This window comes from Mycobacterium sp. 360MFTsu5.1, assembly GCF_000383495.1.
In the GTDB taxonomy this organism is placed as follows: domain Bacteria; phylum Actinomycetota; class Actinomycetes; order Mycobacteriales; family Mycobacteriaceae; genus Mycobacterium; species Mycobacterium mucogenicum_B.
On the sequence record NZ_KB911464.1, the window covers coordinates 236258 to 250463 of the forward strand.

At 68.1% G+C, this 14206-nt stretch carries 15 protein-coding genes; 10 read left to right on the forward strand and 5 right to left on the reverse strand.

The genetic code is table 11. The features are described 5' to 3' along the window. Positions 1-30: 30 nt before the first annotated feature. A complete protein-coding gene (locus H289_RS0107970) occupies positions 31-327 on the reverse strand; it encodes a hypothetical protein (RefSeq protein ID WP_029104933.1) in 297 nt (98 codons plus the stop codon). Between the two features lie 204 nt (positions 328-531). Here H289_RS0107970 and H289_RS0107975 point away from each other — a divergent pair, with 204 nt between their 5' ends. Together H289_RS0107975 and H289_RS0107980 are read left to right on the forward strand one after the other, a co-directional pair. Beyond that, positions 532-1752: an acyltransferase family protein gene (locus tag H289_RS0107975; RefSeq protein WP_020100245.1), complete on the forward strand. Its 1221-nt coding sequence runs from the start codon at positions 532-534 to the stop codon at positions 1750-1752. A gap of 39 nt (positions 1753-1791) precedes the next feature. Continuing rightward, positions 1792-2478 carry an Rv0518 family GDSL lipase gene (locus H289_RS0107980; RefSeq protein ID WP_020100246.1) on the forward strand — a complete coding sequence of 229 codons (687 nt, stop codon included), beginning with the start codon at positions 1792-1794 and terminating at the stop codon, positions 2476-2478. On the opposite strand, the gene H289_RS0107985 is transcribed toward H289_RS0107980, so the two are convergent. Beyond that, positions 2468-3547 (reverse strand): GGDEF domain-containing protein, encoded by a 1080-nt coding sequence (locus H289_RS0107985; RefSeq protein WP_020100247.1) that lies wholly within the window; start codon positions 3545-3547, stop codon positions 2468-2470. The two genes, H289_RS0107980 and H289_RS0107985, sit on opposite strands and share 11 nt — an antisense overlap. A gap of 351 nt (positions 3548-3898) precedes the next feature. On the opposite strand from H289_RS0107985, the gene H289_RS0107990 reads away from it, so the two are divergent. The 4 genes from H289_RS0107990 to H289_RS0108005 are packed head-to-tail and all read left to right on the forward strand — an operon-like array spanning position 3899 to position 8790. Continuing rightward, on the forward strand, positions 3899-4348 hold the full coding sequence (locus tag H289_RS0107990; RefSeq protein WP_020100248.1) for a Fur family transcriptional regulator: 450 nt from the start codon (positions 3899-3901) through the stop codon (positions 4346-4348). A 36-nt stretch (positions 4349-4384) separates the two neighbouring features. Then, on the forward strand, positions 4385-6583 hold the full coding sequence (gene katG / locus H289_RS0107995; RefSeq protein WP_029104934.1) for a catalase/peroxidase HPI: 2199 nt from the start codon (positions 4385-4387) through the stop codon (positions 6581-6583). 57 nt (positions 6584-6640) lie between these two features. Continuing rightward, entirely contained in the window at positions 6641-7534 is an 894-nt protein-coding gene (locus tag H289_RS0108000) for a LysR family transcriptional regulator (RefSeq protein WP_029104935.1), read from the forward strand. A 56-nt stretch (positions 7535-7590) separates the two neighbouring features. Continuing rightward, positions 7591-8790 (forward strand): MFS transporter, encoded by a 1200-nt coding sequence (locus H289_RS0108005; protein WP_029104936.1) that lies wholly within the window; start codon positions 7591-7593, stop codon positions 8788-8790. On the opposite strand, the gene H289_RS0108010 is transcribed toward H289_RS0108005, so the two are convergent. Beyond that, entirely contained in the window at positions 8787-9449 is a 663-nt protein-coding gene (locus H289_RS0108010; protein ID WP_020100252.1) for an MOSC domain-containing protein, read from the reverse strand. The two genes, H289_RS0108005 and H289_RS0108010, sit on opposite strands and share 4 nt — an antisense overlap. A gap of 267 nt (positions 9450-9716) precedes the next feature. Between H289_RS0108010 and ripD the strand changes: the two genes are divergently transcribed. The 3 genes from ripD to H289_RS0108025 all read left to right on the forward strand — a co-directional run bounded on the left by ripD (position 9717) and on the right by H289_RS0108025 (position 12375). Next, positions 9717-10397, forward strand: a complete 681-nt coding sequence (gene ripD / locus H289_RS0108015) for an NlpC/P60 family peptidoglycan-binding protein RipD (protein ID WP_029104937.1) — start codon at positions 9717-9719, stop codon at positions 10395-10397. Between the two features lie 58 nt (positions 10398-10455). Continuing rightward, positions 10456-10950 (forward strand): thiol peroxidase, encoded by a 495-nt coding sequence (tpx, locus tag H289_RS0108020; protein WP_020100254.1) that lies wholly within the window; start codon positions 10456-10458, stop codon positions 10948-10950. Positions 10951-11028: 78 nt separating this feature from the next. After that, complete coding sequence (locus tag H289_RS0108025; protein ID WP_225433824.1) at positions 11029-12375, forward strand: sensor histidine kinase; 1347 nt, start codon at positions 11029-11031, stop codon at positions 12373-12375. Position 12376: 1 nt separating this feature from the next. Here the strand turns inward: H289_RS0108025 and H289_RS30015 are convergent, their stop codons facing one another. Further along, positions 12377-12646, reverse strand: coding sequence for a hypothetical protein (locus H289_RS30015; RefSeq protein WP_036420313.1), 270 nt, complete (start codon positions 12644-12646; stop codon positions 12377-12379). 152 nt (positions 12647-12798) lie between these two features. Beyond that, the gene (locus tag H289_RS32300; RefSeq protein ID WP_081633345.1) at positions 12799-13095 is read right to left on the reverse strand and encodes a hypothetical protein; all 297 of its coding nucleotides are present in this window, start codon (positions 13093-13095) and stop codon (positions 12799-12801) included. A gap of 225 nt (positions 13096-13320) precedes the next feature. Here H289_RS32300 and H289_RS0108030 point away from each other — a divergent pair, with 225 nt between their 5' ends. Then, positions 13321-14187, forward strand: coding sequence for a DMT family transporter (locus H289_RS0108030; protein ID WP_020100256.1), 867 nt, complete (start codon positions 13321-13323; stop codon positions 14185-14187). Positions 14188-14206 lie beyond the last annotated feature (19 nt).

Here is a 14206-nt window from a genome sequence, read left to right on the forward strand (position 1 = left end):
AATGATCGCGCAGTGCGAGCAAATGCGTCGTTATCCGCCCCAGCCCCGGGTGCCGTCCCAGCCGCCACAGATGCCGTTGAAGCAACCGTGTCCGAAGCCGCCGGTGACGGGGTTCCAACCGCCGCAGCCGCGCCAGTTCGCACCGTCGCCGCAGCCACCGCCGCCGCCCTGGCCATCGGGCCCGCCGTAGCCGTTGTCGGCCACCACGGTCCGGTCCGCGCCGATGCTCCCGGTGAGGGTCATCGCTGCGGCCGGAGCGGCAACTATCGCTGCTGTGGCGGCCACCGCGGCGACCGCCGATGTCGTGAATTTCCGCCTAATTAGCATGTCTACAGAATGCTCCTGAGCGGCCGAATATTCCAGCCTCGGGCGCTCCTCATTGGATTTCTGTGAGCAGAGTTACTGCACGGACACGCCATTCTTGGGAAAAGAAAATCGGCCGGGTATCACGCGCTCGGGAGTGTCATCCAAGAAAAGTCACAGGTTTCCCATCGGGACCCGGGTGTTCGCCGCTGTTACCCTTTTCCCGTCATGAGTGTTGTGCCGAGCGGTGAAATCAAGGCACTGTCCGGCCTGCGCATCGTCGCCGCAGTGTGGGTGGTGCTGTTCCATTTCCGTCCGCTGTTGAAGCAGGCGTCACCGCCCCTGAGCGACGCTCTGGCCCCGATACTCGACTGCGGCGCGCAGGGCGTCGATCTGTTCTTCATCCTCAGCGGGTTCGTCCTCACCTGGAACTACCTCGAGCGCATGGGGCCGGCCTGGTCGACACGGGCGACGCTGCATTTCCTGTGGCTCCGCCTGGCCCGGGTCTGGCCCGTCTATCTGGTCACCATGCATCTTGCCGTGGCCTGGATCATCTTCACGCTCAACGTCGGCGACTTCCCGTCGCCGGAGGCGGCCACCCTCACCGGCCCCAACTACCTGCGTCAGCTGTTCCTGGTCCAGCTGTGGGTGGTGCCGTACTTCGACAACTCCAGCTGGGACGGCCCGGCCTGGTCGATCAGCGCCGAATGGCTGGCGTACCTGTTGTTCGGGTTGTTGGTCATCGTGCTGTTCCGGGTGGCCCGGGCGAGCCGGGCGCGCACGCTGCTGTGGCTGGCCTTCGCCGTCACGCTGCCGCCGCTGCTGTTCCTGGCCGCCACGGGCGAGTTCTACACGCCGTGGAGCTGGCTGCCGCGCATCATCCTGCAGTTCACGGCGGGTGCCCTGGCGTGTGCCGCCGTTCGCAAGCTGAACCTGACCGATCGGGGCCGCACGATCGCCGGGGTGCTGTCGGTGGTGCTGCTGGCCCTCATCGTGGGCCTCGTGTACTGGTTCGACGCACATCCGATCCCGACCATCCGCGACGACTTCGGCCTTGTCGACGTCTTCTTCCTGCCGCTGGTGGTGGCCCTGTCGGTCGGCACCGGAACCCTGCCCGCGCTGTTGTCGACCCGCGTGATGGTCTACGGCGGCAAGGTGTCGTTCGGCCTGTACATGGTCCACGAGCTCGTGCACCAGGGCTGGAACTGGGCCGCGGCGCAGTACCGCATCGAGATGTTGCCGAGCTGGAGCACCAAGTTCATCGTCCTGGCGCTGCTGGCCGGCTCGTTCGCCGGTGCGGTCGTGCTGTTCCATTACGTCGAAGAACCGGCGCGGCACTGGATGCGCCGCATGGTCGGTCCGGCGGACGGCTCGAAAGCCGTTGTAACGCAACGCAAGCTGCAGGCGATATCTGACGACGACGAAAAGCGCGCCGAGCGGGCGGGCTGACCGGAATCCGTCCTACCACCGAGTGATCATGGGAGACCAGTGCGCCATCTGACCACCTTGTTGCTGACCGCTGCGCTGTGTGCGGTGTCCGTGGTGGGCGCGCCCGGTCCGGCACACGCGTACCGGAATGTGCGCCCGGGGATGCCCGACCGCGTCGCGGTGATCAGCGATTCGTACACCAACGGCACCAACTTCGGCGGCCAGGGCCCGCACAGCTGGCCGGCGCAGGCCGGCCGCAACCTGGAGGCGTGGGGCGTTCCGATCACCGCCGACGTCGCCGCCGAGGGCCGGGCCGGATACGTCGTGCGCGGCGATCACGGCAGCATCTTCCTGGACCTCACCCGGCGTGCAGTGCGTCCGGACGACGCGCTGGTGGTGTTCTTTGGCTCCCGCAATGACCAGGGCGCCGACCTCGTGCAGCTGTCGGGCATGGCGCACGACGCCTTCGCCCAGGCGCGGGCGACGGCACCCGGCGCCAAGCTGCTGGTGATCGGGCCGCCATGGCCGACGGCCGACGTACCGCCGGGGGTGCTGCAGATCCGCGACATACTCGGCATGCAGGCCGGGATGGCCGGCGCGACGTTCATCGACCCGATCGCCGAGCGGTGGTTCGTCGACCGTCCGGACCTGATCGCGCCCGACGGCGTCCACCCGACCGACGCCGGGCACGATTACCTGGCGGGCCTCATCGCACCGCGGATCCGGGCCGAACTGCCTACTCGTTGATCGGCAGGTCGTCCCGCACGTCGTAGCGGACGTCGTTGCCGCCGTCCTCGCGGGCGCGTTCCATGGCCTCCTCGGCGGCGGCCAGCAGCGCGTCGATGACGATCTCGGGCGGGTGCACCGTAAGCGGAGCCAGCGGCGTGCAGACCACGCCGATACTCGCCGTCACGCGGGACGGTGTGGACTTCATGGCGCCCTGCACGCGGTCGATCAGCGGTGACGCATCGGGGCTGGTGAAGGTGTCCGCGACGATGAAGTCGCTGTCGGAGATGTGCGCGGCGATGGCGTTGCGGCGCACCGTCTCCCGCAGCGCCTGGCTGACGTCGATGCGGGCCCGGTTGGCGCGCCGTTGGCCGGACATCGACGACAGCAGCGGAAAGCTGTCGATGCTGACGACGGCGAGCACCATGTGACGGTCGTCCTGCCGGTTGCGGGCGGCGAGCAGGTTCGCGGCGCGCGAGTACAGGCCGTCGGTGTTGAGCAGCCCGGTCAGCGGTTCGATCTCGCTGTGGTGGATGTCCGTCGAGCTGAGCCCGATCGCGACGCGGCACGTGAAGAACACGAAGACGTTGAGCAGCGCGATGATCAGGACGGCGCACGCCGCCAACGCGGGGTCGTGCGACGCGACCCGGATTCCGAGGTATCCCAGCGTGAGCCCACCGAGGAGCCAGGGGCCGGCCAGCACGCTGGGGCGGTGCAGGAAGGCCACATAGCCGCTGGAGAAGATGAACGCGCTGGTCGCCAGCAGCCCGAGCATCGGATCGGTCATGATCAGGCAGGCCGCGCTCATCGGGATCGCGCCGAGGGTCACCGAGATCGCCGAGAACTGCTGCGAGGGCCAGGAATGGCGCAGCCAGACGGCGCCGACGCCGAGCGCGAAGACCCCCACCGCGACGGCGATCGCCTGGCGCACCGGGCCGTGCGGACCCGCGGGGCTGAGCATCAGCACCACGGGAACCATCCCGAGCACCGCGTTGAGTGCGGCGATCACCCGACAGGTCCTGGTCTGCAGGCCGCGGACGGCGAGCAGCGAGGTGAGCCAGTAATAGTGATTTTGTCCGGCAGCGGTCATGCGGCTACCCGAGGTCTCCCGCGTCAGCCGGCCGGCGAACCGGAGGGCCTGTCACGCTGCATTGCATATGCAGCAGATTAACAATCGCGCGACGCGGTTTAGGCGGCCGTCGGCAAACTCTGTGCATACGTTCAGCCTCAGCTACTACAGCCGGCGGCGAACTGGGCACCCGCGATTCGCCGGTTCGGGCGATTTTCCTGCGCGGGCGCGCCGGGTCGCCTAAAGTGTCTGCGGAACAACGGCTTTGACCTCTGCCAATGACATCGTCGCCGGTTTCCCGCCGCAAATTCTCGTGACACACATCACTCTCAAGTCTTGACTCAGTCCAAAAAAGCGCGTAGAAGTGAACACGTGACGACCGACTACACGGAGCAGCTGCGTTCCGCAGATCTCCGTGTGACACGGCCCCGCCTCGCGGTCCTGGAGGTGGTGGCGGGACGTCCGCATGCCGACACCGAAAGCGTCTTCGACGCGGTCCGCGCGATCCTGCCCGACGTCTCCCGCCAGGCGGTCTACGACGTACTGGCCGCACTGACCACCGCCGGGCTGATCCGCCGGATCCAGCCCTCGGGTTCGGTGGCCCGGTACGAGACCCGCGTGGGAGACAACCACCACCACGTCGTGTGCCGTTCGTGCGGCGCCATCGCCGACATCGACTGTGCCACCGGGGAAGCGCCCTGCCTGACCCCGTCGGACACTCACGGCGTGCTCGACGGTTTTGTCGTCGACGAGGCCGAGGTCATCTACTGGGGCATGTGCCCCGACTGCGCGGCAGCCACAACTTCACGATCACATCCGTGATCGCAGCACAATTCACCACCCTCGAAAGGAAGTGCAGTGCCTGAGGAAACTCACCCTCCGATCGGAGAAGCACAGACCGAGCCCGCCGAAAGCGGTTGCCCGATGCGCATCAAGCCGCCTGTCGAGGGAGGTAGCAACCGGGACTGGTGGCCCAACGCCGTCAACCTCAAGATCTTGCAGAAGAACCCCCCGGCGATCAATCCGCTTGATGAGGGCTTCGACTACCGCGAAGCCGTGCAGACCCTCGACTTCGAGGCCTTCGAGCGCGATTTCGACGAGCTGCTGACCAACTCGCAGGACTGGTGGCCCGCGGACTTCGGCCACTACGGGCCGTTTTTCATCCGGATGTCGTGGCACGCCGCGGGTACCTACCGCGTGCAGGACGGTCGCGGCGGCGGCGGACGCGGCATGCAGCGTTTCGCCCCGCTCAACAGCTGGCCCGACAACGTCAGCCTGGACAAGGCGCGCCGCCTCCTGTGGCCGCTGAAGAAGAAGTACGGCAAGAAGATCTCGTGGTCCGACCTGATCGTCTACGCCGGCAACCGCGCCATGGAGCACATGGGCTTCAAGACCGCCGGCTTCGCCTTCGGCCGTCCCGACTACTGGGAGCCCGAGGAGGACGTCTACTGGGGCGCCGAGCACGAGTGGCTGGGGTCGCAGGACCGCTACGCCGGCGGCAAGGGTGACCGCACCAAGCTGGAGAATCCGCTCGCAGCCAGCCACATGGGTCTGATCTACGTCAATCCCGAAGGCCCCGAAGGCAATCCGGATTACCTGGCCGCCGCCATCGACATCCGCGAGACCTTCGGCCGCATGGCGATGAACGACGTCGAGACCGCGGCCCTGATCGTCGGTGGCCACACCTTCGGTAAGGCCCACGGCGCCACCGACATCGAGAACGGCGTGGAGCCCGAGGCCGCCCCGCTGGAGCAGCTGGGCCTCGGCTGGGCCAACCCCGGCGTCGGCAACGAGACCGTCAGCAGCGGCCTCGAGGTCACATGGACCCACACCCCGACCAAGTGGGACAACTCGTTCCTGGAGATCCTTTACGGCAACGAGTGGGAGCTGACCAAGAGCCCGCAGGGGGCCAACCAGTGGAAGCCCAAGGACGGCGGCTGGGCCAACTCGGTGCCGATGGCACAGGGCACCGGGAAGACCCACCCGTCGATGCTGACCACCGACCTGTCGATGCGGTTCGATCCGGTCTACGGCGAGATCACCCGCCGCTGGCTGGATCACCCGGAGGAGCTCGCCGAGGAATACGCCAAGGCGTGGTTCAAGCTCCTGCACCGTGACCTGGGCCCGGTCAACCGCTACCTCGGGCCGCTGGTGCCCAAGCAGACGTGGATCTGGCAGGACGTCATTCCGGCCGGCACCCCGCTCTCGGATGCCGATGTCGCCACCCTCAAGGCCGCCATCGCCGGCTCGGGTCTGACGGTGCAGCAATTGGTTTCGACGGCGTGGAAGGCGGCCTCGTCGTTCCGCTCCAGCGACTTGCGCGGTGGGGCCAACGGCGGCCGGATCCGACTGCAGCCGCAGGTGGGCTGGGAGGCCAATGAGCCCGACGAACTGCGGCCGGTGATCGCGAAGCTCGAAGAGATCCAGGCCTCGGCCGGTGTGGCGGCGTCGTTCGCCGACCTCGTTGTCCTCGGCGGTGTCGTCGGCCTCGAAAAGGCAATCAAGGACGCCGGTTTCGATGTCGCGGTGCCGTTCACCTCGGGCCGCGGCGATGCCACCCAGGACAGCACCGATGAGGAGTCGTTCGCCTGGCTGGAGACACTGTCCGACGGCTTCCGCAACCACGTCGGCAAGGGCGATCCGCTGCTGCCCGAGTACCGGATCATCGACAAGGCCAACCTCCTCGGTCTGTCCGGTCCGGAGCTGACGGTGCTGATCGGCGGTCTGCGGGTCCTGGATGTGAACTACGGCGGCACCAAGCTCGGCGTGTTCACCGACAAGCCGGGGGCGTTGACGACGGACTTCTTCGTCAACCTGCTCGACATGTCCACCAAGTGGGCCCCGTCGTCGGACGACGACGGCACCTACGTCGGCACCGACCGCGCCAGCGGCGCACCGAAGTGGACCGCCAGCCGCGTCGACCTGCTGTTCGGCTCGAACTCGCAGCTGCGGGCGCTGGCCGAGGTGTACGCCGAGGACGATGCCAAGGAGAAGTTCGTCAAGGACTTCGTCGCGGCGTGGACCAAGGTGATGAACGCCGACCGGTTCGACATCTAGTCAGAACCTGACTCAGTACCCCGTGGGCCTTGGGGCTCACGGGGTACTGTGCTTTTCGTGCTCCTCGACGAACTCCGCTGGTTCGTCGTCCTGGCTGAGGCCGAGCATGTCACCGATGCCGCCGCAGAGTTGGGCGTCGCACAGCCGACCCTGTCCCGGGCCCTGGCCCGGCTGGAAAACCAGGTCGGCACACCGCTTTTCGACCGCACCGGCCGTCGGCTCCGACTGAACGGGTACGGGCAGATCATGCTCGAACACGCCCGCCGCAGCATTGCGGAAATGGATGCGGCGCAGAGCCGCATCGCGGCACTGCTGGATCCGGACAGCGGCCTGGTCCGGTTGGCTTTTCTGCATTCGGCCGCGAATTGGTTTGTGCCGGAGGTGCTTCGGCAGTTCCGGGCGCTGGCCCCGGCGGTGCGCTTCGAGCTGTTCCAGGGTGCGGCACACGACATCGCGGAACGGCTGCGTACCGGGCAGGCCGACGTCGCGATCACGTCGCCGCGGCCGACGCAGGTCCCGTGCATCTGGCGCGTGCTGTACGTCGAACGGTTGTGCCTGGCGGTGCCCGCCGACCACCGATTGGTGGGCCGTGCCCGCGTGCGCCTGAGCGAGGTGGCCGACGAGACCTTCATCGCACTCGGGGCGGATTTCGGACTGCGCCAGCTGACGGATCAGGTGTGGGCCGAGAGCGGCATCACGCCCGAGATCGCGTTCGAAGCCATGGAGATTCCGACGATGGAAGGCTTGGTCGCGGCGGGATTCGGCGTCGCCGTGGTACCGGTGCCGCGGCCCGGTCGCGGTGATCCGGCGGTGATCTACATCCCATTGTCCGATACCCGGGTCAAGCGCGAGATCGGCATGGCGTGGGTCAAGGGCCGCGAATTGTCGCCTGCCGCAGCACGATTCGCCGAGCTGGTGAGCTCGACGGCATCTGATGCACGAAACGCATGAATTTACCCAAACTAATGTATTGGACACATGAACTCGGGCGTTCCTAGCCTGCGTTCGTGACTGTTGATGCGCCCGTCTGGACCGGCCATGTGCGCGGTTCCACGGAGTACCGCAGACTGCTGGGCGCGCTGTTCTGCGCAGGCGTGGCGACGTTCGCGCAGCTGTACTCGCCGCAGGCGGTGCTGCCGCTGATCGCGCGCAGCCTGAATACCGGCGCGGCGGCTTCCGCGCTCATGGTGTCGACGTCGACGATCGGTCTGGCGCTCGGTGTCATCGGCTGGTCGACGCTCGCCGACCGCATCGGCCGGGTGCGCGCGATGTCCTACTCGGTCTGTGTGGCAACGGGTTTGGCGCTGCTGGTGCCGTTCGCCCCGACATTCCAGCTGCTGCTGGCCGGACGATTCGCCGAAGGGTTGGCGCTCGGGGGAGTGCCTGCCATCGCGGTGGCCTACCTGACCGAGGAGATCGAGGCCGGCCACGCCGCCCGGGCCGCGGGCACCTACGTCGCCGGCACCACCATCGGCGGTCTGCTCGGCCGCCTGGTGGCCGCTCCGGTGGCCGAGTTCACCGACTGGCGGTGGGCCATGTTCGTCGTCGGATTGCTCTGCAGCGCAGCAGCTGTCGGCTTCATGCGGCTGGCTCCCGAACCTCAGGGCTTCGTCCCGGCCGACGAGGAAACCGAGGGCCCTCTGGTGCACCGGCTCGCCGCCAACCTGCGCAACCCCAGGCAACTGGTGCTCTACCTGCAGGGCTTCCTGCTCATGGGCGGGTTCGTCGCGATGTACAACTTCCTCGGCTTCCGGCTGAGCGCCGCGCCGTTCGGCTTGCCGCAGACCGTCGTCAGCCTGGTATTCGTGGCCTACCTGGCGGGCACCTGGGCGTCGGCGTGGGCCGGCGCCGCGGCCAGCCGGTACGGCCGGCGCCGGGTCCTGCTGGGCAGTGTCGCGGTGATGGGGATCGGTGTGGTGATCACCTTGAGCCACAACGTGTTCGCGGTCCTCGCCGGTCTGCTGGTCGCCACCGCCGGGTTCTTCGGCGCGCACGCCACGGCCTCGGGCTGGACCGGCCAGTTGGCCACGGTGGGCAAGGCGCAGGCCGGCTCGCTGTACAACCTGGCGTACTACGCCGGGTCGAGTGTCATCGGATGGGTCGGCGGTATCGCCTTCGACACCGCCGGGTGGGCGGCCGTGGCCGCCGTCATCGTGGGGCTGCAGGTCGTCGCCGGACTCGCGGCGGCTGCCGTGCTGCGTGACTAGTGCTGGTTCGCCCGCTGGCGGACCCGGTCCTTGATGGCCTCGGGCAACGCGTCGGCCGGAAGCAGCCGCGGTAGCAGGTCCGGTTCGAGGGTCAGGGCGCGGAACACCATCGCGACGGTGACGTCGTGCGGCGGGCGGGAGACCACCGTGATCGATGCCCCGGCACGGAGCACTCCGGGCGTCACGACCCGCAGGTAGGCGCCGGGCACGGCCCGTGTGGTGAAAGTCTTGACCCAGCCACGGATTTCGAGCCACTCGGCGAAGGTGCGGCACGGGATGCGGGGCCGGCTCACTTCCAGGAGCGGGCCGCCGTCGCCGATCTGCCAGCGCTCGCCGATGAGGGCATTGTTCACCTCGAGCCCCGCGGTGGTCAGGTTCTCGCCGAACGAGCCGTTGGCCAGCTCGCGGTCGAGGTGCACCTGCCAGTCATCGAGGTCTTCGCGGGCATAGGCGTACACCGCCTGGTCGTCACCGCCGTGGAACTGTTGGTCGCCGATGGTGTCGCCGACCAGACCGCTGCCGAGGCCGCCGTGCATGGGGCCGGGGGCGCGGACCGGTACCGGCTCGGACGTCGGGCGCTTGTCGATTCCGGTGCTCAGCTGATCCTTGTCGGGGCTGGGTCGAGGGACCGCCAGATTCACCGTCAGGATCGCTGCCATGGCGCAAGCCTAGAGGTGCGGCCCGGCGCCTTCGACCGGGAGTGGTGCGGGTCACCGGCAGCGCCGAATTTGGCCGCCCTGGATCACCTTTCGATCACATTTTCGATAAAGATCGCGCGCTGACCTGCATTTATGTGGGATAAGACGCGCGCGTGGGGTAAAAGTGACGTTAGTGAAATTTGTGACGAGAGGGACCACCGGGGTCACGACCCCTGCGTAGACCACGCAGCGTCGTGTGCCGGTGGCGCACGACGAGAGGTGGCCGAGATGCGGCGGATCATTGTGACGGTGGCGAGCGCGGCACTGCTGGCGGCGCCCATGGCGGTGGCAGCTCCGCTGGTGTCGGCGCCCCTCGCGTCGGCCGACAGCACCTGGACCGGCGGCACCCACCGGCAGGCCATCGACTTCGTCATCCAGCGCGCGCTGTCGCAGCGCGGGGTGCCGTTCGTCTATGGCGGCGGTAATGCCAACGGCCCCAGCCTGCCGCCGGCCAGCGTCACGACCTCGGCCGCTCCGGTGACCCAGCCGGCGCCTCAGGTCGGCCTGCAGCCGATGGGTGTCGCGCAGCCGGCGGCAGCGCCGCAGACCAACGCGATCATCCCGGGCCTGTCGGGTCTGTTCGGCCCGTCGCCGACCGCGGGCGCCCTCACGCCAGCGCCGACCACGCCGGGCTTCGATGCCTCCGGTCTGGTGCAGTACGCGTTCGCCGGCGTCGGCATCAAGCTGCCGCGGTCGTCGGGCGAGCAGTACAAGGTCGGTCGCAAGATCACCGCGGATCAGGCCTTGCCGGGCGACCTGCTGTTCTACGGGCCGGCCGGCTCGCAGAGCGTCGCGCTGTTCGTCGGCAACGGCCAGATGATCGAGGGCACCGAGCCCTCGGTGACAGTGGGCCCGGTGCGCACCAATGGCATGGACCCGTACCTGAGCCGCATCATCGAGTGGCAGTAGCGGCCGCAGCAGCACCCCAGCGCTGCGGGCGTGACGCAGTCTTGACAGACTGTCGGGTATGGCACAGATAACCCTGCGTGGAAACCCCATCAACACCGTCGGCGAGCTGCCCGCTGTCGGGTCCGCGGCCCCGGCATTCGCCCTGACCGGAGCCGACCTGGGTCCGGTCACCAACGACCAGTTCAGCGGTAAGTCCGTGGTGTTCAACATCTTTCCGTCGGTTGACACCCCGGTGTGTGCCACCAGCGTGCGGACCTTCAACGAGCGGGCGGCGGCCGACGGCGCCACCGTCGTGAACGTGTCCAAGGACCTGCCGTTCGCGCAGAAGCGCTTCTGCGGTGCCGAGGGCATCGAGAACGTCACCACCGCGTCGGCGTTCCGCGACAGCTTCGGTGAGGACTACGGCGTGACCATCGCCGACGGCCCCATGGCCGGCCTGCTCGCCCGCGCCATCGTGGTGATCGGCGCCGACGGCAACGTCGTCTACACCGAACTGGTGCCCGAGATCGCCCAGGAACCGGACTACGACGCGGCGCTGGCTGCCGCCAAGTAACACCAGCTCTTCGACGGACGGGGCGTGTGCCAGGGGCACGCGCCCCGTCCGCATTTCTGCATCGGGCATGATGACTTGGTGCAGCTGCGATTACCGATACCGGCTTTGTCGTTGCGAGCCATCGTCGTCGTCGCCGCGTTGTCGGTGGTCGCGACGGTGCTGATCATCGGAACCTGGGTGTGGATCGGTGTCACCAATGACCAGTACAGCCAGCTCGATCGGCGGCTGGACTCGCTGAGCAGCCTGCCCGACGTCAATACCCTCCTGAGCATCGCCCGGCAGAACCCCACCGGCACGCCGCAGTCCGAGGGCTCACTGGTGCAGACCGTCCGCATCGGCGCCGCCACGGTCTCGATGCCGCCGGAGATCGTGCTGCCGCAGTTCGAGGCCGGGTATGCCACCACCACGATCAATGGCGTCGAGTACCGGGTCCGCACCGTCACCACGGGTTCGGCGTCGATCGCGCTGGGCGCACCGCTGGCGGAGGCACAGCGGCAGATTCGCAACCTGCACATCCGCATTCTGGCCATCTGCAGCGGCATCATCGTCGGCACGTTCGTGGTCGGCGGCTCGATGTGGTTCGTGATGATCAACCCGTTCCGCAAGCTCGCCCAGCAGGCCCGGCAGATCAATTCCCAGTCGAAGCCGGAAGAGGTCCACGTGCGGGGCGTCTCGGAGGCCGTGGAGATCGCCGAGGCGGTCGAGGGCATGCTGGCCCGCATCGGCGAGGAGCAGGAGCGCACCAAGGCCGCGCTGGAATCGGCCCGCGACTTCGCCTCGGTGGCATCGCACGAATTGCGCACACCGCTGACCGCTATGCGCACCAACCTCGAGGTGCTGTCCACGCTGGACCTCGGGGCGGAGCAGCGCGCCGAGGTGATCGGCGACGTCATGCGCACGCAGAGCCGCATCGAGGCGACGCTGACGGCGCTGGAACGGCTCGCGCAGGGAGAGCTCACCACGGCTGACGACCTGGTGCCCGTCGACATCACCGAGCTGCTCGACCGCGCCGCACACGACGCGGTGCGGGTGTACCCCGACCTCAACGTCGCTCTCGTGCCGTCCCCGACGGTGCTGATGCTGGGGCTGCCCGTCGGGCTGCGGCTGGTCGTCGACAACGCAATCGCCAACGCCGTCAAGCATGGTGGCGCGACGCGGGTGCAGTTGTCCGCCGTCAGCTCGCACGACGGGGTGCAGATCGCCATCGACGACAATGGCACCGGCGTACCGGAACACGAGCGTGACGCGGTGTTCCATCGCTTCGCGCGAGGATCCACCGCGTCACATTCGGGTTCGGGTCTCGGTCTGGCATTGGTGGCTCAGCAGGCCGAACTGCACGGTGGCACAGCGTCTTTGACGCAGAGTCCGCTCGGCGGCGCGAGGCTCCTGCTGGAGCTGCCCGCGCCGCGTCCGCAATCGGACTGAGCTAGATGCAGGCGCCGAAGATGCAGAATCCGCCGTCAGGCTCCCAGCCGCCGTTCCAGGTGCCCGGCGGGTTCCAGCCCCAAGCGGGCGGCGGCGGCGGACCCCAGCCGGGTCCGGGTCCCGGACCGTTCCAGCCTGGGCCGTGACCCCAGCGCGCCGGCACCGGGGCCATGCCGGTATCCGCACTCGCGGTACCCGCGCCCAGTCCGACGGCTCCGGCGGCAACGCCGCTGGCGAGAGCCAAACCAACAATGAGTTTTATCGATTTCATGATCTACTCCACTCCTCGACTCAATCGATTGCTACAACAACGTTGCGGCGCTCGCTGTTTCTCGGTCTGTAGCCATTATCGTTAGTCACCCTATGTATGGCCTGTGCTCGCCTTAGGTGGTGGCTTTCGGTTTCCGCGGCCGACTGCACCGCCTAGATGCAGGCGCCGAACAGGCACACTCCGCCGTCCGGTTCCCAGCCGCCGTTCCAGGTGCCCGGTGGGTTTCCAGGTGGCGGTGGCGGTCCCCATGCCGGTGGCGGCGGCGGGCCCCAAGCCGGTGGCGGCGGAGGTCCCCAGTGGTGGTCCGGTGGCGGAGGTCCCCAGCCGGGGCCGGGCGGCGGTGGTGGTGGGCCCCAGTCGGCGCTGGCGACACCGGTGCCCAGCGCGAGCGCGCCGGCGGTCAGGCAGCCCGCGACCGCCAGGCCCGCAATCATTTTCGGTGGTTTCATCGTGAATCGTCTCCGTTCTCGGTTGTCGGCGGAAGCCATCGAGCTCCGGCTTGCCCATGCAACGCCGCCAGGTTGTGGATCAGCTGTGCCCGACGTATGTAGTGGGTCTCGATTTGGGCAAGGGGAGTACGCCCCGGACCTCGTGCGGGCGGGCCGGTCAGGTCGCGCTCCCTACAATTGGCCGATGTCCGTCAATCGTCGGGTCACCCGAGCCGGAGCCGCGCAATGCTGATCGGCGTCCTCGCGGCGCTGGTCGCCTGTTTCAGTTATGGCACCGCGTCGGTCCTGCAGTCCCGTGCCGCACGTCGAGACGGCGAGGCCGCCGAAACCGGTCCGACGTTGCGCTCGACCGTGACGGCGATCCTGACGCCCCTGTTCCTGGTCGGCATGCTGCTGGACGGGTTGGGATTTCTCGGCAGCCTGGTGTCGGCGCGGCTGATCCCACTGTTCCTGTCGCAGACCATCATGAGCGCCAATCTCGCGGTGACCGCCGTCCTGAGTGTGCTGGTGCTCGGAGTGCGGCTGCGCGCGCGGGACTGGGCTGCGATCGCGATAGTCCTTGTGGCACTGTGCATCCTGGGCTTCAGCGCCGGTGAACTCGGCACGGAGGTGCCGGGCCGGCACATGCACTGGAGCGTGCTGGCGGCCGCGGTGCTGATCTTCGTCTTCGGGGTGGTACTCGTCCAGGTGCTCGGCAAGAAGGCGGCGGTTCCGGCCGGGCTGATCGCCGGCGTGCTGTACGGCGCCATGGCGGTGGCGGTCCGGATCGTCCACGGGCTCGACCCGTTCCGGTTGGACGTGCTGATCTCCGACCCGGCGGCGTGGGCGGTCGTGGTCGCCGGCGGCGGTGGCTTCTACCTCTTCACCGTCGCACTGCAGATCGGTTCGGTGAACGGTGTGGCCGCCGCACTCGTCATGGGGGAGACGGTGATTCCCGGCGTGGTCGGCGTCCTGCTGTTGGGTGATGTGGCCAAGCCGGGACTCGGGTGGCTGGTCGGGGTCGCTTTCGCCACCGCGGTCGCCGGTGCGGTAGCGATCGCGATCTTCGGTGCGGCAGAAGAGGAACCGGCGGTCGCCACGGCTCAGGCGTGAACCGTGGCGACCAGACCGT

What these genes read in the sequence shown, in the direction of transcription:
- H289_RS0107970 (WP_029104933.1), bottom strand. Translation starts at nt 327, where the DNA reads ATGCTAATTAGGCGGAAATTCACGACATCGGCGGTCGCCGCGGTGGCC.
- H289_RS0107975 (WP_020100245.1), top strand. Translation starts at nt 532, where the DNA reads ATGAGTGTTGTGCCGAGCGGTGAAATCAAGGCACTGTCCGGCCTGCGC.
- H289_RS0107985 (WP_020100247.1), bottom strand. Translation starts at nt 3,547, where the DNA reads ATGACCGCTGCCGGACAAAATCACTATTACTGGCTCACCTCGCTGCTC.
- H289_RS0108010 (WP_020100252.1), bottom strand. Translation starts at nt 9,449, where the DNA reads ATGGCAGCGATCCTGACGGTGAATCTGGCGGTCCCTCGACCCAGCCCC.
- ripD (WP_029104937.1), top strand. Translation starts at nt 9,717, where the DNA reads ATGCGGCGGATCATTGTGACGGTGGCGAGCGCGGCACTGCTGGCGGCG.
- tpx (WP_020100254.1), top strand. Translation starts at nt 10,456, where the DNA reads ATGGCACAGATAACCCTGCGTGGAAACCCCATCAACACCGTCGGCGAG.
- H289_RS30015 (WP_036420313.1), bottom strand. Translation starts at nt 12,646, where the DNA reads ATGAAATCGATAAAACTCATTGTTGGTTTGGCTCTCGCCAGCGGCGTT.
- H289_RS32300 (WP_081633345.1), bottom strand. Translation starts at nt 13,095, where the DNA reads ATGAAACCACCGAAAATGATTGCGGGCCTGGCGGTCGCGGGCTGCCTG.
- H289_RS0108030 (WP_020100256.1), top strand. Translation starts at nt 13,321, where the DNA reads ATGCTGATCGGCGTCCTCGCGGCGCTGGTCGCCTGTTTCAGTTATGGC.